We start from the raw sequence: 19,192 nt of genomic DNA on the forward strand, positions 1-19,192 counted from the left end.
GGCCTGACGGCCGGCGAGGGCTCGACGCCCGGCGAGGGCCTGACGGCCGGCGAAGGCCCTACGCCCGGCGAAGGCTCGACGCCCGGCCGAGGCCGCCGCCAGGCCCCACAGACGGTCCGGAACTGCCGCACAGGGGACGGCAGTTCCGGACCCACCACTCCCGACCACGCACCCCGCCCGAGATCCTGAGAGGGCCCCATGACCACCGGCCTGGACACCGGCACCTACGAGGTCCTGCGCGACCGCCTCGCCGCACAGGCCGCCGAACTCGCCCGCCGCGCGGAGGCGCTCAACGCCCGCCGCACCGAGGAGTTCGGCTCGACCCGGCTGGAACTCACCGGCACCGGACGCCTCACCACCGAACACCCGGCGACGCCGAGGGACATCGTCGCCGTAGGAGACGCGCTGCTCTTCGGCCGGCAGACCTCCCTCGGCGTCACCCGGGAGACGGCGGTGGCCGACGTTCTCGCCCTCCACGACCGCCACGACCTGCGCGTGCTGCCCGAGAACGCTGTACCCGGACTCCTCGACGACCCGGAGTTCGTACGGGAGTTCACCGCCCTGCACCGCTACTACCGGCAGGCCCGCCTCCTCCAACTCCGGCGCGTCGACGGCAAGTTGCTGGCCGTCTTCCGCACCGGCGAGAAGGCCGACGACATCCGGGTACTGCGCTGGGCCCTCACGGACGACGGCCGGGCGGCGACCTTCCTGGACGCGCACGGCGAACGCGACCACGTCTTCCCGCCGCCGTACGACTTCGACTGGACGGGAACGGGCCGCGAGGACCTCGTCCCCGGCCGGCACCCGCATGTGCGGATCCAGGACGGGCTGTACGTCGACACGCTGGGCGGCACCCTCACGGTGAAGGTGGAGGACAACACCGAGACGGGGGAGGGGATCTACTCCGAACCGGTGGACGAGCCGCTGCAGTCGCCGGCCGACGCGGAGATCGCGTACGCGCGGGTGGGCGCGCTCGTGCTGCTGCGGGTGCGGCCCTACAAGGAGGACGCCCACCGCTACCTGGTCTTCAACACGCTGACCAAGGGTGTCGTACGGCTCGACGGGATCGGGCTGTCCTGCCGGCGGCTGCCGGAGGAGCAGGGGATCGTGTTCCCGGGCGGGTACTGCCTGGCCACGGGGGAGTGCAAGACCTTCGAAACGGCCACCGACAGGCTGGAGTTGGAGCGGATCGTCCGCTCGCCCAACGGGGAGGACGTGCTGTTCGGGTACCGGTCGCGGGGGTCGGGGCGGAGCCTGCTGCTGCCGTACAACATGATCCGCAAGGAGGTCGCGGCGCCGCTGCCCGGGCAGGGGTGGGCGCTCTTCGACGACGGCACGGTGATGGTGCTGGGCGCGGCGGGGGATGGGGAGGCGGCTCGGGTTCATGCGGTGCGGATCTGGCGTACCCCGTTCGTCTCCGACACCCGTGCCGCCGCTCAACTCGCCGGTTCCGGCCCGCTGTTCCGCGTCGGGAACGCCGATCTCGTGCGCGGGATCTCCGACTGTCTGTCGCTGACGGGCGCGGTCGTCGGGATGGAGCCGGCGGCGGAGGTGTACGAGGCGCTGGTCGCCGCGTGTGTCCGGGCGGCCGATACCCATCACTGGCTGGGGGATGCCGAACTCGGCGATCTGCGGGGGCCGTTGGAGGAGGTGCGAGGTACGGCGGAGCAGGTCCTGACCGAGTTCGAGACGGTCCGGACTCTGACCGGGCGGGCCGCCGACGCCGTTGCCGATGCGACGGCCCATCTCGCCTCCCTCGTACGGCGGTTGCGGGGCGAGGTGCCCCGGGACGCGGCGGGCTGGGTCGCCGGGCTCACGGAACTCCGGCGGGCACAGGGGCACTTGCTGACGCTGAAGGAGATGCGGTACGCCGACACCGCGCGGATCGAGGAGGCGGCGGCCGAAGTCGAGGCGGATCTGGGGGTGTTCGGGCAGCGGGCGGTGTCGTTCCTGGCGCGCGAGGACGCGTTCGCCGGGCACCACGAGCTGATCGAGGGCCTGGTCGCGGAGGCCGGGGCGCTGGCCAAGGTAGCCGAGGCGGCCCCGGTCGCGGCTCGCCTGGACGAACTGACCGAAGGGCTGCGGACGGTGACCGAGGTGGTCGCCGGACTCGACATCGGTGACGCCACGGTCCGTACCTCGATGCTGGAGCGGGTCGCCGAGGTGCTGGGCGGCGTCAACCGGGCCCGCGCCATGCTGGACGCCCGGCGCGCGGAACTCCGGGACGGGGAAGGGCGGGCGGAGTTCGCGGCCGAGTTCGCGCTGCTGGCCCAGTCGGTGACCGGAGCGCTCGCGGACGCGGCCACCCCGGAGGCCTGCGACACCCAACTCGCCCTGCTGCTGGTCCGGTTGGAGAACCTGGAGGCCCGCTTCGCGGACTTCGACGACTTCCACGCCGAACTGGACAGCAAACGCACTGAGATCCACGAGACGCTCTCCGCCCGCAAGCAGACCCTCGTCGACGAACGCGCCCGCAGGGCCGAGCAGTTGGCGCGGTCGGCGGTGCGGGTGCTGGAGACCGTGGGACGGCGGGCGGTCGCGCTCGCCGACGCCGACGCGGTGAACACGTACTTCGCCTCCGACCCGATGGTGGCGAGGATCCGCCGTACCGCGGGCCAAATCCGCGAACTCGGCGAGCCCACAAGGGCGGAGGAGCTGACGGGCCGGCTCACGGCCGCCCACGCGGAGGCGACCCGCGCGCTGCGCGACCGCGCCGACCTCTCCACGGACGGCGGCCGGACCCTTCGTCTCGGCCGCCACCGTTTCGCCGTGCACACCGAGCCCCTCGACCTCACCCTCGTCCCTTCCGGCGACGGCCTGGCCTTCGCCCTCACCGGCACGGACTACCGATCCCCGGTCAGGGACCCGGAGTTCGCGGCCACCCGCCCGTACTGGGACCGCCCGCTGCCCTCCGAGTCACCCCGGGTCTACCGCGCCGAACACCTCGCCGCCCGCCTGCTCGACGAACACGGCGCACAGGCCCTCGCCCAGGAGACCGACCTCGCCGCCCTGGTCCGCCGGGCCGCGCAGGAGTCGTACGACGAAGGCTACGAACGCGGTGTGCACGACCACGACGCGACCGCGATCCTCACGGCCCTGCTCCGCCGGTACGAGGACGCGGGCCTGCTGCGCCACGAACCGGCCGCCCGCGCATGCGCGTTGCTCTTCTGGACGCACGCCACGAGCCCACGGGCCCGCGAGAACTGGACCCGGCGCGCGAGGTCCCTGGCCCGGGCCCGCGACCTGTTCGGACCCACCCCCGCCGACGCCGAACTCCGCGCGGAACTCGCGAAGGAGCTGGGCGGCGAGCCCGCCGCGGCCTACCTCCTCGACGAACTCACCACCGCCCCCGAGGGCTTCGTGATCAGCGCGGGCGCCCGCACCCTGCTCGACAAGTTCCGGCGGGCAGTGGGCAGTTCGGCCTACGACGACGATCTGACCGCCCTCGACGACGACCTGCCCGCGCGCCGCCAGCTGGTGGAGGCCTGGCTCACGGCGTACACGACGGCGTCCGGGACGCGGGTCGATCCGGGAGACCTGGCGGAGGCGGTGGCGGCCGAACTCTGCCCCGGTGCACCGCGTTACGAATCGGACGCGCGGATGACGGAGACGGTGGGCGGACTGCTGGGCAGCCATCCTCGTGTCGTGGGGGGTGAGTTGAGTGTGAGGGTCGATGAACTCCTTGCCCGTACGCGCGAGTTCCGAACCCGGGACGTGCCCGGTCACCGCGCGTACCAGAGCCGTCGTACCGCCCTCGTGGTGGCGGAACGCGCTCGGCTGCGGCTCGACGAGTACCGGCCGCGCGTCCTGTCGTCCTTCGTCCGGGGCCGGCTCGTCGACGAGGTGTACCTCCCGCTGATCGGGGACAACCTGGCCCGGCAGCTCGGCACGGCGGGGGAGGACGGGGCGGTCGGCACCGGCGGGCTGCTCCTGCTGATCTCGCCGCCGGGGTACGGCAAGACGACCCTGATGGAGTACGTCGCCGACCGGCTCGGACTGGTTCTGGTCAAGGTCAGCGGCCCGGCCCTCGGGCACGGTGTCACCTCCCTCGACCCGGCCGAGGCGCCGAACGCGACCGCCCGACAGGAGGTGGAGAAGGTCAACTTCGCGCTCGCGGCGGGCAACAACGTGCTGCTCCACCTGGACGACATCCAGCACACGTCACCCGAACTCCTGCAGAAATTCATCACGTTGTGCGACGCGACCCGGCGGATGGAGGGCGTGTGGGAGGGCGTGGCGCGCACCTACGACCTGCGGGGCAAGCGGTTCGCCGTCTGTATGACCGGCAACCCGTACACCGAGTCCGGCAGCCGGTTCCGGGTGCCCGACATGCTGGCCAACCGTGCCGATGTCTGGAACCTCGGCGACGTACTGACCGGCAAGGAGGCGCAGTTCGCCCTGAGTTTCGTCGAGAACGCGCTGACCTCGAACCCGGTACTGGCCCCGCTCGCCGGCCGCGACCGCGACGACCTGGACCTGCTGATCCGGCTGGCGCGGGGCGACGCGACGGCCCGCGCGGACCGCCTCTCCTACGCCTGCGATCCCGCCGAACTGGCCCGTGTCGTCGCCGTGTTGAGGCATCTGCTCGCCGCCCGCGACACCGTCCTCGCGGTCAACTCCGCGTACATGGCGTCGGCGGCGACCACGGAAGAGGCCCGCACCGAACCGCCGTTCCGGCTCCAGGGGTCGTACCGGACGATGAACCGGATCGCCCGGCGCATCGAGCCGGTGATGAACTCCCGTGAACTGTCAGCGGTGTTGGACGACCACTACACCGCCGAGGCACAGACCCTGGGGACGGAGGCGGAGGCGAACCTGCTGAAGCTGGCGGAGCTGCGGGGCACGCTGACGGATGAACAGGCCGTGCGCTGGGGCGAGTTGAAGGCGACGTACCCGCGCATGAGTCAGAGCTGAAGGAGCCGTTGGGTGATCTCGCGGTACTGCCGGAGTGCGTGCCGGAGTTCGTCGGACTGGGACGTGAGGTCCGCGGGTTCCTCGGGTTCCGCAGCGGCGGCGGTGTCCTGGTCGGCCCAGGCGGCGCGGAGGAGTTCCCGGCGGGCCGCGAGGGCGCTCACCAGCTGGGCGGTGGCCTCGTCGTAGGCGCTCTCCGCCTCCGCCAGGGCGTCGTGCGGGGTGTCGGCGAAGGTGTTGAGGGCGTGCCGCAGCCGCTGGAGGACCTGCTCCCGCTCGGCGGACGGGAGCAGTGGCTCCGGGCCCGGTGTACGGCGTTCGGCGGGGGTCCGGTTCTGGCCGGCGGGCTGCTGGGCGCGTGTCTGGTCGTACATCAGGATGCCGCTTCCGTTCCGCCTGAAGGCGTTCGTGCCTCGTCGGCCTCTCGACGGCCTGTTCCAGGCTCCCGGAGACCCGGTCGGTCGTACCCTTCAACGACTGCGCAGTGCTGCCAGTCAACGTCCGGCGCGGGTCGGTGTCAACGCGAGGTCGGACGGGGCGTGCGGTTGCCCGCGGCTCAGTCGGCCTGGTGGGGCACCCACTCGCTGGTGTCCAGCGAGTAGCCGTACTGCGGACGTCCGCTCATGCCGCTGGTGCGGAACGGCTTCCCCTGGTCGTCGATGCGCAGCACGCCCTTGCGGGTGCCGCTGGACCACGCCAGCTCCAGATACCAGCGCACGTCGTGGGAGGCCGCGGCGGCCGTGATGTACAGGACCTCGGGCTCGCTCTCGCTCACCTTGTACGGCAGACCCGTCTGCCCGGACTTCGGCGTGACCGCCGGGCGGATCGAGTCCAGCCCGATGTCGAAGGAGTGCGTGGGCACCCCGCCGCCGCAGCCGACCCCGATGTACCCCATCTCGTACACGTTCCAGGCCGGTGGCGCACCGCTGTCGACGACCCGGACGTTCAGGGACTGCAGCACCACGGTGTCCTGGCCGGTGCCCTGCACGGTCAGTTCGAGGTACTGGCTGTCGGCGGAGACGGCGCCCAGCGCGCTCACCCAGCTCGGCGCGTCCTGCTCGGTCGGCGGCGGCGGCACCTTCGCCGCGTCCCGGTCGACCAGATAGGTCTGGCCGCACGGGCTCTCCCAGGCATACGGCCGGGTCGTCACCGTCAGCGGAACGGCCGCCGCGTCCGCGGCCCCGCCGGACTTCGCGCCCGTGGAGGCGGACGCCCCGCTCTTCGCCGTAGCGGACCCGGAGGGACTCGCGGAACCGGAGGGCGAGGTCGACGCGGACGGCGAGGAGGTCGACTTCGCGGAAGCGGAAGCGGACGCGGACGAGGAGGGGGTGCCGCGTCCGGTGGAGGTCACGGAGCCGGCCTCCTGCTTCCGGTCGCCGCCGCCGTTACCGGACATGAAGTGGGGGACGAGCGCGGTGGCGGCGAGTACTACGGCTACCGCGGCGGCTGCGAAGAGGGTGGTACGGCGGCGGTTGCGCGGGGCGGTCGCGGTCACCGGTAGGGCGGATTCGGGTTCGGGTTCGGGTTCGACTGCGGGGGGAGGGGTGGGAGCGGGGGTCGGCCCTGGGGCGAGGGTCGCCTCTGGGACCGCGGTGGTCGCTTCCGGGGGCGGGACAGGGGGCGTGGCGGCGGCGGTGGTCGCGGTGGCCGTGGCGGTGGCCGTGGTTGCGGCCGTGGCGTTCGCGGCGTTCGCGGCGGACTTCCGTTCGCGCTGGCGGGCCCCGTCGGCCAGGATCCAGCGGCGGTGGGCCTCGACGAGTTCGTCGGGGGTCGCCTTGCAGAGGCGGGCGAACCGCTCCACGGGGGCGTACTCGGTGGGTACGGCGTCGCCGTTGCAGTAGCGGTGCAGCGTCGACGTGCTCATGTGCAGCCGCTTCGCGAGCACGCCGTAGCTCAGCCCCGAACGGTCCTTGAGCTCCCGTATCAGCGCCGCGAAATCGGCCGTCTCGTCCACCACTGCCACCCAGCCCCCATTCCAGTCCAGCGTTCCAGGGAAGTCCTGTTCCCCCAGGTAAGAGCCGGTGCGAACGTTCCAGGTTCCCGTAACTCACGGCTGCCGTGGCGGGTGGGACGGAAAGCGGCACAAGCTCTGGTCATCAAAGCACGCCGTCCGCCGACCGGTCGGACGGCCCGCGAACTCCCACCTTCCGAAAAGGATCACAGCCATGTCCGTGTTCACCGCCCGTCCCCGTACCCGTACTCGTCTCTTCGCCGCCGCCACTGTCGCGCTCGCCGCGCTCTCGCTCACCGCCTGCAACGGCGAACTGGGAGTAAAGGACTCCGGCGCGGTCTCCCCGAACCCCTCGAAGGTGACGACCTCGGCACCGTCCGGGACGAAGACCGGCCAGAGCGGCGGCAGCACGTCGGGCGGCTCCTCCACAGGGGGCTCTTCGACCAGCGGCGGCAAGGGATCGGGCGGCAGCAAGACGAGCGGCGGCTCGGGTTCGACGTCCGGCTCCGGCTCCGGCTCGGGTTCGGGCAGCTCCACGACGCGCGTCAGCTGCAGTGGCGCCAACACCAAGGTGACCGCCCAGCCGGTCAGCCGCCCCATCAACCACATGCTGCTCACCGTCACCAACACCGGCTCCAAGACCTGCGACCTCCACTACTACCCGGCCGTCAACTTCGACGACGCCCAGTCCGTGCCGCCGGTGATCAAGGACTCCCAGCCGCAGGCCGTCACCACGCTCGCCCCGGGCCAGTCCGGCTACGCCGGCGTAGCCCTCTCCGGCGGCAACGACGGCAGCGGCACCAACGGCGGCACCGTCAAGTCCCTCTCCGTCTACTTCTTCGACGGCAACAAGAACAGCATCAGCCCGGCGGCCACCCCTGCCCTCCCCAGCAAGGGCGTCTACATCGACGACTCGCTGCGGGTGACGTACTGGCTGAGCAGCGTGCAGGATGCGTTGACCTACTGAGACGGGGGCGTACGGGGTGGTGGTGGGAGGGGGCCGGTACTGGACGTGGATCCGGTACCGGCCCTCCGGATGACCGCCTGGTTGTCGTCCACGACGACATGGCATCAAGGCCTTGGAGGTCGAGGTCCCGCCCGGCGTGGAGAATGCCATCGCAGTGCGGATGATCCACGGGCTGCGAAAGGGTGCACATGAAGTACGTCACGGCAGTCTGGGACGACGGAGGGTTCTTCCTGGATGCCGGGGCCTATCTCGCCGAACTGCCGCGACTGCGCGCCGACCTGCCCCCGGGAGCCCGGTCCTTCGCCACCGACCCCGGCCACTACGACATCGCGGGCGCGACCCGCTGTGTAAAGGACCTGGAACTGACCGGGGTCCACCTCGCCACCGACAAGAGCGGCTGCCTGGTCCTGGACTTCGCCCCCAACAAGTTCAAGCACGACGCCGGCCTGCGCATCAGCTACTCGGGCGTGACCCACTTCTCCGTCGACTACGAACACTCCATCGACTGGATGCCGACCGATGCCGTCCTCCTCGACGAAATCCTCCCGCACGAGGACGACGGCTGCACCCACGAGATCGCACTGACCGACGCGACCGTCCTGGTCCGCTGCCGGGACCTGGAAGCGGCGTGGGGCGACACGGGTTGACGGGTACGGCGTCGGTGGTCCCACACCGCCGGGACCGACTCTCCGCGCATACGGGCGTCGGCGGGGCCGCACTGACGCGGTTTCGCCATGATGTCCGGGACTCCGGGACGGCAAGGTCCGCCGGCAGCGTTCCGCAGAAGACCCGCATGATCGCGATGTGCTCCAGCCGCTCGGGCGCGCTGAGGTACGCCCGCAGCTCCTGCACGCCGCTGCCGGGACTGCCCGGAACGCGGTCGGCACGCACCTCCCAGGCGCCATCGGTCACCAGATGGTGAAAGGGGCAGGCGGGTGTCGTCCTGTTGGCCGGGCCGTGCTCGGCCAGTAGCTGCCTGAGGTCGTTCTCCACCGTGCTGTACCGCAGCTCGCCGTCGGCATCCTGCTGGAACCGGCCGAGCGCCTACAGGAACAGCAGCGGCTTGTGCGGAGCGCGGGTCCCGCTTCTGGTCCACTGCCTCGGCTTCGCGGTGCGCTCCGACCAGTCCATGGCCGGTGATCGTAGTGGTACCTCGTCGAACGACGATCCGCGCATGTGAAAGGGCGTGGGCAGGCTCGTGAGGCCCTTGACACGAAACCTCGCGTTGTCGAATCGGTGTCACCCAGTTGTCCGCCAGGTCACCCTCATTCGAAGGGGTGTTGGTACAGACCCTGATGGGATGATTCCCATCTCTTACCGTCATGAGTTCGGCTGCGCCGTGGGCGTTGTTGTTGAGGACGCAATCGGAGCACTGGACGACCAGAAGCCGTCGTCTGCGTTGGGGCGCGGGACCGCTTTTCCGTAATAGCTGCGACCATTCACCTGTGTCGAAGGTGCGGTAACGTCTGATTTTTTAACGCAAGCAGTTTGGACGTCAAGAAAGAACTGCCCCTCTCCGCCGACGATCAAACTCATCTTCAACAGGCCATCACCGGTCTCGGCATACACCTCAGGAAATTCCTTATCTGAGTTGACGTCGATAATTTTATGTCCACCCTTCTTCCAGTAGCGCTCAATTACACCAATAAGAGCCCCCCTTCTCGCGGCCGAAACCTTCGTCATTACGACTGCACGGCGTGTAACATCCCCATAGCCACTAGATCCGCCGTCGCAACTGCCATGATCTGAAGTGTCGTGAGTCCACTCAATGGGGGGCTTTACCGCCGAGAAGGTCTGATAGACCAAATTGTCGGCCTCGTTCGCCTTACGCGCCGCAGGCGACTTGTCGAGCGGAATTTTTTTCTCTGAGATAAGGCGTCGCGGATGCGTCAACAGCATCGATATCGGATGCCACGTCCGCCCATGTCTTGGTATCCACATCCAATCCAGGCGCGGCCTTCAGTTTCTCCAGCGCCCCGTAATAGCGGACGTCGATCTCTTGAGCGCGGAAGACGGCATAACTGAGACGGTCGGCGATGTCCTTGGCCTTCGCGTAATGTGGATTCGGGCTCTTGAATTGGGTTCCACCGTCCCCCATCCCCGGTTGATACAGCCCCTCCTTGCCGGAAGACGGACTCGGATTGCTCGAATCGAACCGCCCGTTCTGGCCGTAGGCTGTTCCGCCGGGGACTTCCTCACCCGTCAGGTCGCCTTCTCCACCGGCGGGATATCCGATGCTGCCGTTCTCGTTGACACGGAGCGGCCTCTGTCTGCGCTCACCGGCTCGCTTCTTCACGCAGCCTCTCCCGCGTTGTGCTGTCCCGCGGTGCGGCGCCGCGCGTGTTCGGCGTCGAGTTCCTCCAGCTCGTCGAGCGCTGCCGCATGCTCGTCCTCAGTCACGGGGCCGTGTTCTTCCTGCAGCCAGTCGACCAGTTCCCGGAGGCGGTCCCGGTCGCGCTTGAAGCGCAGCGCCTCGGCGACGTACGCCGACAGGCCCCGCTCTGCCGCGTCCGCGCGGATCTCGTCCAGGAGATCCTCGGGGATCGTCACGGTTACCTTCTTTGTCGCCATACAAGAGACCATACTCTTGGTATTGCACTGCTTACCATTGGGGCGCGCGTCGAGGCTCGGCGATCAGGTGGCCGCGGCGGGGCGTGGGCTGCCGTGGAAGACCTGGCTGGTGTGCCAGGAGCGGTGGATCGCCGCGACGGCGTGGGCGCCTGGTCGAGGTCCGATGAGCGGGCGGTCGGCGAGCGCTATGACGTGCCCGCGGGCGGCGGGACTGTGGCCAATGAAGCGCTGCGAGACCAGGATGCGGTGGCCGCCGCCGATGCCGAGGACGCCCTTGTCGAAGAGCTTGTGGTGCAGCGAGCACAGGCACAGTCCGTTGCCGACGTGGTCGGGGCCGTCGAACGCCCACCAGCGCACGTGCGCGGCCTCCAGTCCGACCGGTACCGTGCCGATTCTGCTGTCGTAGCCGCAGAAGGCGCACTGGTACTCGTAGGCCGTCAGGACCAGCTCCCGCATCCGCGGATCCCGTCGCCTGCGCAGGGTCGAGAGCTGTCCGGTCGCCGACGGCTTCGCACAGGTCGCCGTGGAGCGAAGGCGGGAAGTGCAGGTCGAGCAGGACCCGTGCCATCCGGCCGAGCAGCGACGGCTCTTGCCGCGGCCGTCCGCAGTTCCGGCGCCAGCCGCCCTGCGGCTCCGACACCCCGCAGCTCCCGCACGCTACTGCCGGGACTGCTCAGTCCGCGATCGGTGCGTACTTCCCACACGCCGTCGCTCACCAGATGGTGGAACGGCTAGGCGGGCGTCGTCCTGTTGGGCGGACCGCACTCGGTCAGCAGACGCTGCAGATCCTCCTCCACCGCGCTGTACCGCAGTTCGCTGGCAGCATCCTGCTGGAACCGGCCGAGAGCGTACTGCAGCAACAGTAGCGGCTTGTGCGGAGCGCGGGCCCCGCTTCTGCTCCATTGCCTCAGCTTTGCGGTGCGCTCCAGCCAGTCCATTGCCAGCGATGGTAATCGTGACCCGTCAGCGGCACCTTCGGCCTCACGTAATTCCCACAGCCAGAGACGAACTCAAACCGGCGTGCTTCCGCCAGGAACAACGGGTGTTGTCACGGCGACACGCACAGCGCCGGTGTTCGATGGGGCGACCTGGGCCACGCTCTCGTCCTCGGCGTTGCGGGCGACGATCGCGGGGACACCAGTGCCTGTCGGGACATGGCGCACGGTCCATCCAGCGCTCTCGAAGTAGGTCTGTGTGCGTGCCATCGCCCGGACGATCTCCTCTTCCGTAAGAGGCTGGGTCGACCAGGCATGGTGGACGTAGGGGCCTTCGGAGTCCTGGTAGGCGCTGGTTCCCTCTCCCGCTTGTGCTGGGGAGTGCGGGGCTTGGAGAGCTTCGTAGATCCGGCTGGAGTGGTCCAGGGCCCGATGCTCGGCGAGCTCGTCTACCTGCGTGTGCCGGAGGGCCGTGGAGTCGGCCGTGGACTGGTCGCCGGCGCTGCGCGGGAAGCAGGGCGATGTCACGCCGAGGGAGGCCAGCCCTTCACCCGTAGACCGGTTCACCACACCGGTGATGGCGTCCATCCAGAAGTCGTCGGGTTCGGTACGCATGTTCACGTGAGGGAAAGGCTTGGACCAATCTGTGTCCGATGACTGGAACTTGTAGCCCAGCTTCACCCAGGCGTCCCTAGCTTGCCGCACCAGCGATTTAGCTTTGCTGCCCGGCACTCCAGTCAGCTTGTATGCGATGCTGACCTGCAACCGATCATCCGAGCCACCGTCGTCCCGGGCAATACAGGCTCCCATCGGCGCGGCGCCCACCTGCTCGATTTTCGGCTTCGGCGACATGCCGTCCACCGCCTGGTGAATGATTTCATTAGCACGCTTGATTGCCTGTTGCTCGTTCATCGTGGTCTGTTTCGGCGTTGCGGCGCCGTCTCCTTCCCCATCCTTCGATGTTCCGCAGGCCGTAACCGCAGTCATCACGGTCACCAGTAGACCGATCGACATCAAGTTGCGCAATTTCACGGGGTTCCTCCGGTTACGATCTCCGCCATATGATCCAGCGACTCGCCCTCCCAATACTGAGAGTGGGCGGGCATAGGCTTCCCATGCCAACCCGGAAGATGCCCATCGCCAACCTTGAAAGTTTGCCCGCCAAATTCGTCGGACGTCGGGTCATTCCCGTACATGACTGAATGGTCGTTAAAAAGGCGCCAATAAGCCTTCGGGTTCAGCGGTGCCGCCTGCCCTGCTGGCGGCGGGGCCATATTGACCAGGTCGTTCTTCGCCGTTGCAGCCCAGACATGGTCCGCTGGAATGTTCAGGTCCCCGGCATGACTGACCCCCACGCCCGGGCTCCCGACCAGGATCGCGTTGTCTACCGGCAGATTTGGGTGATCACGCATTGTCTCTCCGGCTACAAGAGTTCCGTAGCTGTGCCCTAAGAGTGTTGAGTTCGCGTGCCCTCCCTGATGAGCCGTGTCCATTCCGGTCAGAAAGTTACTCAGCGGCTCACGCGCGTTGTCGGCCCACTTGGCGTCAGTCGCGTCGCCCAACAGACTTTGAGGAGCGTCGTAACCGAGCCACAGGATTGACGCGGTCGAATGTGTTGGATCCGTTCGCTCTGCTCTTCCTTGGAGCTGCTCGGCCCGGCGAACGTCACCGTCGATGCTGCTGAGATTCGATCCGGTTCCCGGAACATACGTTGCCACGTTATCGGCAGTGTCAGGATTCCCGATGGCCATAACTACATGCCCGAGGTTCTTGTTGTCGAACCCGAGCAGATATGGTTGGGTAGCCTCATCCCCGGTGTAGTTGTCGTAGCGGCTCTGGATTGAATCCATGCCGTCAATTCTACCCTGAATTTCCTGCCGCTTCGCGTCCCATTTCTTCCATTCCGTTTCGGGAAGTCTTTCCTTTACATCCACCGTCTCGCCGGTATTAGGGTTGATCTGGTGAACGATCGTATATCGGTCGGGCTCCTTCGCCATCCAAGCGTCCAATTCAACCTGCGCGGCACCATGAGCCTCGGCAAGGACAGTTCGGTTCGCCTCATCGCGCACAGCGGTGGGAAGCCCGTCCATCCAGCCAATCGAATCGGGATGGACAGAGATGTAGTCCGCCTGCTGTTCATCAGTGAGGCTCTTCCACCATGCAGCGTTTTCCTTCGGAGTGCCGTGCTTGGGTGGCTCCCTGAGTGAGTCCAGGTAGTCCTCGGACGCTTTGAGGACACCGCCGGTATCCTTCTTCACGTCCACCCAGTCCCGGTCGGAGACCGTCAGATCGTCGTCGGCCTTCAGCGCCCGCAGCTTCGGCGCCCACTTCTCGTCGGCCTCCGTGGCCTCCTTGAGGGCGTCGGTTATCTGGTCTGCGTACTCCTGCGCGCGACGGTGATGGGGATTGGGGTCGAAGTTGGCCGCCTGGCGGCCGACCGCCGAAGCCGTCGCGTCGCCCAGACCAGTGACCGTGCCGCCCTCGGGAAGCTTGCCGTCGACCTCGTCACCGCCGGCCGGATAGCTGATCGAACCATCGGCGTGCACGGTGAACTTCTCGGCCTGCGCGTTCTCGACCGCCGCGTCCAGCTTCTTCTTAGCTGCCGCCAGGTCGTACGCGAACCCGTCGAGCGCCGTACCGACCAGGCCGCATTCCGCCTGTGTGTAGTGGAAGTTCTGCGCCAACTCCTGCAGCTGCGTCAGGGCTGCGTCTGCGGCCTCGCCCTGGTTGGCGTTGCGCATGGCCACGCTGATCTGTCGTTCGATACGGTCCTTGGCCGCACTGGCCATGGCGCTCGTACTGCGATATCCGTCCGCCGAGTCCGAGAACTCCCACGGCTTCAGGGCCCTGAGGGTTGCGAAATCCACGGCGCCCCGTCACCGGCCCCCGGCCTGGCCGCCGACGGCGGGCGTGTCCTCGTACTGGACCTTCAGCTCGGCGATTTCGGCCTTGATCGCCTCGTCGGTCCGTACCTGGCCGTTACCCACCTTCTCCAACAACCCCGCCAGCGCGTCGCACCGCCCGCTCACGTCCTTGACGTAGCGCTCCCAGGAGCCGTAGACGTCCCGCTGGGCGGCAGCAGTCAGGCACCCGGAGTCCTTTCCGAGGCCCTTCTGGCCGTCCGCCAGTTTGGCCAGCGCCCTGCTGATGTTCTCGGACAGCGAGCCCACGCCTTCCCCCGCCTTGGACCACGCCGCCTTGTCCGACCTCAGCCTGCCGGAAGGAGTGTCGGCGCTGCTCGTGCCGCCGCCTCCCGGATCCATCGGCAGCGAGTTGAGCTGCATCCGCGCAAAGTGCCGGTCGACCGCAGTGGCCTTGAGCTGCTTCCACTCCTCCCACGCCATGCGTGGCCCCTCCCCGTGTTTTGTCGTATGCCGCCGAGCGGTTGTGACAGTGCGACCGCAACGCTCTGGTGATCGAGAAGCACAGTAGCGTTACCGCATCTTGGGCCTCATCCGTATCGGCCACCAGTGCGTGTGAGTACCTGTACTCAGGCGACACCAGGTCCTGGCCGTCGCCTGCGGGCGACAGCAGCAACCGCGATCACGCCTCCGAGGAGTACGACACCGCCGATGCCCAGCGCGATCCAAGAGGTGTCGTCCTCCTTGTGCGCGGAGGCGGCCGAAGCGGAGCCGTCAGCCTTTGCCGGAGCACCCGTGCCCGTGGACTCGGAGGCGTCCGAGGAAGGCGAGTTCGAGCCCGCGGCCGCGGGGTCCGGGAAGTCCGGGAGAGGGTACTTGTCCGCGGGCCCGGGGTTGCCGGGATTCGTCAGTGCGATGCGGGGGCGTACGGCGCCGTAGCCGAGGTAGTCGGTGCGGTCCTTGCCGCTCTTGGGTTTGCTCGCGGTGTTGAGCATGACCCGCAGGACCTGGTTGTTGGTCCAGCTGGGGTGCTTGGACCAGATCAGGGCGGCGGAGGCTGAGGCGAGGGCGGTGGCGTCGCTGGTGCCGTCCGTCTTGCACACTCCTGTGCTGCTGGTCAGGCAGGCGGCGACGATGTCCGCTCCCGGCGCGACCACGTCGACCTCGGGGCCGTGCTGGGACTCCTTCGTCGCCTTCACGTTCCTGTCGATCGCCCCGACGCCCACGACACCCGGAGTCGCCGCCGGATATTCGAGTTCGTTGAGGGCGTCGCCGGTGTTGCCCACGCCCGCGAAGATCAGCTTGCCCTTGGACAGCGCATAGGCGACGGACTCGTCCAGTTCCCGCGAGTGCGCGGTGCTCCCCTGCGAGATGTTGATGACCTGGGCGTCCGAATCAGCCGCGAACCGGATGGCCTTCGCCATATAGGTGGGGAAGTCGTCCGGGTTGCCGTCGGCACGGCTCTGCTCGATGAAGTCCGGCATGCGGATCGGAAGGATCTTCGCCCCCGGGGCCAGGCCGTAGGAGCCGTTGGCGGTGCCACGGCCGCCGGTACCGGCGATGAGGACGGCCATGCGTGTTCCGTGGCCGTCGTAGTCCGAGTGCTCGTCCCCGGGGTGCTTGGAGTAGTCCTTCCCCGCCACGACCTGGCCGCGCAGGTCGGGGATATCGGCCTTCACACCGGTGTCGATGACCACGACCGTGATGCCCTTGCCCGTGCTGGTCTTCCACATCTGGTCGGCCTGCATGGCATCCAGATACCACTGTTGATCGCGGATGGTGTCAGCGTGCGCGGGCGTGACGGCGACGCCCGCCAGCAGGATGCCTGCCACGGCCGACACGACCGGTCCACGTCGTCTGGCCTGCTTGCTGCGGGTGCGCATGTTCGTCCTTCTCGTCGGGCGTATTCGTCGAACCCGTTCTACGGGTGGGGTCGAGCTCATGCGGGCTGCGCTGGGTTGCTGCGCGCGCTGTCCCCGTCTTCCCCCGGATGGCCGGAGCCGTTGCGGGAACGATTGTCGCGACGGGAGCCGTCGCCCTGGCGCGGGGGCGGGGCGAATGCGCCTCGCGCTGTTCCGTTGCTCCGCGGTGGTGTGCCGTTGGCGTTCGCTCCGTGGACGAGCCCCTCGCCCCCGGAGGTGAAGGCAGCCCTCCCGCGCCTTTGCGAGGGCCTCGGCTGTCCGCCGACGATCCCGCTGGACTGGGCAGGCATCCTGGATCGCCTCGCCGCTCCCTCTCGGGTTGTCGTGCGTTCTCCGCTGCGGGTTGGCGTGGCGCCTGGGCTCGTACCTCCGGTCACAGGGCTACGGCCCGCGGAAGTTTGCTGCTGGTTCGGGGTACCGCCGATGACGGTGCCGCGCGGAATCGCACCGGTGGGCCGTCCCGCGGCGGGCGAGATGGGGCGGCCGCCGGTGATGCCGCTGGTGCCCCTGCTTGCGCTGGGGCCGGCCAGCCCTTGTCCAGGCGTCCGCGGGCTACCAGTACCAGCAGTCAGACCGGGATCGGGCGTTGTGGGCAGCCCACGGACTGCGCGCGGACTTTCGGATGCGCCTGGCCCGGTCGGCAGTGAGCCCCGACCGCTGTACGTGGAACGGCCTCCGCCTGTCCCAACGCCCGGCGGAGGCATCGTCCCACCCCCGAACGCGGGCGGGAGCAGACCAGTGGGAGACGATGCTCTGCTGTCCGGGCCGCCGATCCCCGAGGGTGGAGCCGGAGCGGAGGATGGAGCCGCTGGGGCGGACGGAAGTGTTCCGACGCTGTCGATTGCAGTGTTTGTCACGGCAGTTGGGAGGCTCTGCTCCGTAACTGGTACATCCGGCACGCCTGCCAGGTGGCGCGGCGGGGACGCCTGCGGAGCCGAACTCGTCACGCTTGAACCGGAGTCGCTGCCAGGCTCCCGCCCCGGCGACACCGCTCGCGCGGCCACTTCTCCGCCTGCGCTCCCACTGCTGGTCGGAACCGAGACGGACGTGCGGTCGAAAGATGGGGGCACGAACCGTTCCGGCAGCTTCGGGAACTCGGGCGCCTCCAGCGCGTCGATCTGCTCGGTCGAGGCCGTGTACGACTGGGCGAGCTTGATCATCAGGCCGGCGGCGTCGGCGCTGTCGTTGGAGTACCGGGTCTTGGCCGTCTTCACCTCGGTGGCCGAGGGGCCGCCGTCGTGGTTGCCGACGTCCGTCGCCTTGGCTGCGTGCGCGTCGAGCACCGACCGCGCGGTGGCGCTCTGCTTTCGCAGGATCTCCAGCTGGGGCTTGACCTCGTGGAGTGTGTCCGCGGCGTGGCCGAGCCACTTGCCCGCGGACTCGCTGTAGTCGCCCAGACCCAGGGTGGCCAGCGCGGCCTGGTTGCACCACGTCCGGAATGCCTCACCGCCCTCGCCGTCCCACTCGACCGCCATGCTGTGCGTGCGCAGGTCGCCGCCGATCTCCTTGATCGTCTTGGCGGCTTGGGTCAGCAGTTCGCCCAGCTCCGTGGCCGTCGCACCGTCCGCGGGCTCGACCATGGCCCACAGCTCTTCCGGATTGTGGGCAACGAACCGGGTCTCCTTGACCATCTGCCAGGCTCGACTGCCCCAGTCAGACATGAAGTTGACCCGCCTTCCCTACCGCGGTCACTGTGCTGCCACTCTTCGCCGACACCGACATCACAGGCCACCGGCTTGCTCATCCGCCGGCTGGGAGCCCTGCTGGTCACGGGCCGATCCGTTCGACGCGCCGCCGGTGTGTGCCTTCGTCCCCGGACCCGCCTCGTCGGCGATCAACTTGTCCGCCTCGACTCGGATCCGGCTCAAGCGGTCGCGGATGTCGTCGTCCAGGTTGTGATAGCCGCTCTTCGACGCGTCGACCGTGACGACCAGCCCCTCGATCTGTAGCGCCAGCATCTTGGACAGCTGCTCCAGGCGGGAGTGCACGCGGGTATAGGAGGCGTGAAGTGCGTCGGCCTCGTCGAAGCTCCCCAGTCGTCCCGTCGGCAGGCCACCACCGGCGATCTTTCGCGGGGCGGCCTTCGACTGCTCCAGCTGGGTCAGGAGATCGTCGACCCGCTTCTTGAAGGTCGTCAGCGTCTCGCCCTCGACCCGCAGCGCCTGTGCCACGGCGACACCGGCAAGGGGCCCGATGCCCGACGCGGCGATCGCCCCGGCAGCCGCTTCCAGCCCAGCGGCAGTTGCCTGCGGATCCCCCGTGCTGTCGACCGCCACCGCTTCCTCCCCGTACGGCACGTTGCTCAGCGAGTACCTCGACCGCTCACTGGCAGTGCCTCATCCGTAACAGATGCAACTCGGCAAGATAGCTGTGGTCTTGCGTCTCCGCGGAATCCGGCTGCCACGAAGGCGTGAAGCTGGCTGAAAGCCGATCCTGTTGAGGCTCGGAGTCGATTTGCCCCTGCCACGTGTGACCTCCTTTACCGCGCCGGTTGAGCGAGAGGCGGCTATCGACCGGACCAAGAGAGTGGGTTGTGAATGGCCGATGCGAGACGGTAGCCAACTGTCCGCTCAACGAAGCCGTGCTGAAGGACCCCGCTGTGGCCAATGTGCCAGCAGGGCACCTGCGGGGACATGAGTACGAGTACTCAGCTGGGGTGGCGGATCGATCACACAGATGCAGCGGGTTGAGGGTGACCGAAATCAGGCCAGCCTCAAGATCAACTCTGTCAGGCGGCGAGACCGGCGAAGAGTGGACAGACAGAAGTGGCTGGTACGCGGCGGTACATGGCGCAGAGCCGACCTTGACCAGCGTCCGCGGCGGCTGGTCCGCTTACTGGGGTTGGGATGTCGGGCTCGGGGGGTGTCTGCGTGTTTCGGGTGGACCTGCATGCGCTGTGTCAGCTCGTCCGCCCGGAGGTGGAGGCCGTACACCGGACCCGCCTGTCGCGATGCCGACGTCCACTCGGGTCCGCGCTATGCAGTGAGCCTTTTCCAACCTCAGCTCGTTGCGTGGTGAAGGACGAGGACGGCCTTCACCATGTCGGTGATGCGGTTGGTGCTTCAGCGGAGCTT

The 19,192-nt window shown here is 68.4% G+C and carries 13 protein-coding genes and 2 pseudogenes; 3 read left to right on the forward strand and 12 right to left on the reverse strand.

Features of this window, described 5'->3' with window-relative positions:
- Window positions 1-198: 198 nt before the first annotated feature.
- Window positions 199-4,914 carry a DNA repair ATPase gene (locus ACIBJH_RS22375; RefSeq protein WP_399118593.1) on the forward strand — a complete coding sequence of 1,572 codons (4,716 nt, stop codon included), beginning with the start codon at window positions 199-201 and terminating at the stop codon, window positions 4,912-4,914.
- Here ACIBJH_RS22375 and ACIBJH_RS22380 read toward each other — a convergent pair.
- Both ACIBJH_RS22380 and ACIBJH_RS22385 read right to left on the reverse strand, forming a co-directional pair.
- Window positions 4,905-5,285: a hypothetical protein gene (locus tag ACIBJH_RS22380; protein WP_399118594.1), complete on the reverse strand. Its 381-nt coding sequence runs from the start codon at window positions 5,283-5,285 to the stop codon at window positions 4,905-4,907. The two genes, ACIBJH_RS22375 and ACIBJH_RS22380, sit on opposite strands and share 10 nt — an antisense overlap.
- Before the next feature lie 182 nt (window positions 5,286-5,467).
- On the reverse strand, window positions 5,468-6,868 hold the full coding sequence (locus tag ACIBJH_RS22385; protein WP_399118622.1) for a helix-turn-helix domain-containing protein: 1,401 nt from the start codon (window positions 6,866-6,868) through the stop codon (window positions 5,468-5,470).
- A gap of 208 nt (window positions 6,869-7,076) precedes the next feature.
- Between ACIBJH_RS22385 and ACIBJH_RS22390 the strand changes: the two genes are divergently transcribed.
- Together ACIBJH_RS22390 and ACIBJH_RS22395 are read left to right on the forward strand one after the other, a co-directional pair.
- A complete protein-coding gene (locus ACIBJH_RS22390) occupies window positions 7,077-7,829 on the forward strand; it encodes a DUF4232 domain-containing protein (RefSeq protein WP_399118595.1) in 753 nt (250 codons plus the stop codon).
- 188 nt (window positions 7,830-8,017) lie between these two features.
- The gene (locus ACIBJH_RS22395; protein ID WP_399118596.1) at window positions 8,018-8,476 is read left to right on the forward strand and encodes a hypothetical protein; all 459 of its coding nucleotides are present in this window, start codon (window positions 8,018-8,020) and stop codon (window positions 8,474-8,476) included.
- Between the two features lie 187 nt (window positions 8,477-8,663).
- On the opposite strand, the pseudogene ACIBJH_RS22400 reads toward ACIBJH_RS22395, so the two are convergent.
- The 10 genes and pseudogenes from ACIBJH_RS22400 to ACIBJH_RS22445 all read right to left on the reverse strand — a co-directional run.
- Window positions 8,664-8,960, reverse strand: a pseudogene (locus ACIBJH_RS22400) (restriction endonuclease); the annotation flags it as partial.
- Between the two features lie 189 nt (window positions 8,961-9,149).
- Complete coding sequence (locus tag ACIBJH_RS22405) at window positions 9,150-9,728, reverse strand: hypothetical protein (protein WP_399118597.1); 579 nt, start codon at window positions 9,726-9,728, stop codon at window positions 9,150-9,152.
- Window positions 9,655-10,125 (reverse strand): hypothetical protein, encoded by a 471-nt coding sequence (locus ACIBJH_RS22410; RefSeq protein WP_399118598.1) that lies wholly within the window; start codon window positions 10,123-10,125, stop codon window positions 9,655-9,657. Before ACIBJH_RS22410 ends, ACIBJH_RS22405 begins: the two co-directional genes overlap by 74 nt.
- Window positions 10,122-10,400 carry a CopG family transcriptional regulator gene (locus ACIBJH_RS22415; protein WP_399118599.1) on the reverse strand — a complete coding sequence of 93 codons (279 nt, stop codon included), beginning with the start codon at window positions 10,398-10,400 and terminating at the stop codon, window positions 10,122-10,124. The genes ACIBJH_RS22410 and ACIBJH_RS22415 overlap by 4 nt, the downstream gene beginning before the upstream one ends.
- Before the next feature lie 63 nt (window positions 10,401-10,463).
- Window positions 10,464-11,338, reverse strand: a pseudogene (locus ACIBJH_RS22420) (phosphorothioated DNA-binding restriction endonuclease).
- Between the two features lie 72 nt (window positions 11,339-11,410).
- Window positions 11,411-12,367 (reverse strand): hypothetical protein, encoded by a 957-nt coding sequence (locus tag ACIBJH_RS22425; protein ID WP_399118600.1) that lies wholly within the window; start codon window positions 12,365-12,367, stop codon window positions 11,411-11,413.
- Entirely contained in the window at window positions 12,364-14,202 is a 1,839-nt protein-coding gene (locus ACIBJH_RS22430) for an alpha/beta hydrolase (protein ID WP_399118601.1), read from the reverse strand. The genes ACIBJH_RS22425 and ACIBJH_RS22430 overlap by 4 nt, the downstream gene beginning before the upstream one ends.
- Before the next feature lie 9 nt (window positions 14,203-14,211).
- Complete coding sequence (locus ACIBJH_RS22435; protein ID WP_399118602.1) at window positions 14,212-14,679, reverse strand: hypothetical protein; 468 nt, start codon at window positions 14,677-14,679, stop codon at window positions 14,212-14,214.
- Between the two features lie 146 nt (window positions 14,680-14,825).
- Window positions 14,826-16,079: a type VII secretion-associated serine protease mycosin gene (gene mycP, locus ACIBJH_RS22440; protein ID WP_399118603.1), complete on the reverse strand. Its 1,254-nt coding sequence runs from the start codon at window positions 16,077-16,079 to the stop codon at window positions 14,826-14,828.
- Window positions 16,080-17,839: 1,760 nt separating this feature from the next.
- Window positions 17,840-18,394 (reverse strand): hypothetical protein, encoded by a 555-nt coding sequence (locus ACIBJH_RS22445; RefSeq protein ID WP_399118604.1) that lies wholly within the window; start codon window positions 18,392-18,394, stop codon window positions 17,840-17,842.
- Window positions 18,395-19,192 lie beyond the last annotated feature (798 nt).

It is taken from the genome of Streptomyces sp. NPDC050548, from assembly GCF_044457385.1.
In the GTDB taxonomy this organism is placed as follows: Bacteria; Actinomycetota; Actinomycetes; order Streptomycetales; family Streptomycetaceae; genus Streptomyces.

What these genes read in the sequence shown, in the direction of transcription:
- ACIBJH_RS22375 (WP_399118593.1), top strand. Translation starts at nt 199, where the DNA reads ATGACCACCGGCCTGGACACCGGCACCTACGAGGTCCTGCGCGACCGC.
- ACIBJH_RS22380 (WP_399118594.1), bottom strand. Translation starts at nt 5,285, where the DNA reads ATGTACGACCAGACACGCGCCCAGCAGCCCGCCGGCCAGAACCGGACC.
- ACIBJH_RS22390 (WP_399118595.1), top strand. Translation starts at nt 7,077, where the DNA reads ATGTCCGTGTTCACCGCCCGTCCCCGTACCCGTACTCGTCTCTTCGCC.
- ACIBJH_RS22395 (WP_399118596.1), top strand. Translation starts at nt 8,018, where the DNA reads ATGAAGTACGTCACGGCAGTCTGGGACGACGGAGGGTTCTTCCTGGAT.
- ACIBJH_RS22405 (WP_399118597.1), bottom strand. Translation starts at nt 9,728, where the DNA reads ATGCTGTTGACGCATCCGCGACGCCTTATCTCAGAGAAAAAAATTCCG.
- ACIBJH_RS22415 (WP_399118599.1), bottom strand. Translation starts at nt 10,400, where the DNA reads ATGGCGACAAAGAAGGTAACCGTGACGATCCCCGAGGATCTCCTGGAC.
- ACIBJH_RS22435 (WP_399118602.1), bottom strand. Translation starts at nt 14,679, where the DNA reads ATGGCGTGGGAGGAGTGGAAGCAGCTCAAGGCCACTGCGGTCGACCGG.
- mycP (WP_399118603.1), bottom strand. Translation starts at nt 16,079, where the DNA reads ATGCGCACCCGCAGCAAGCAGGCCAGACGACGTGGACCGGTCGTGTCG.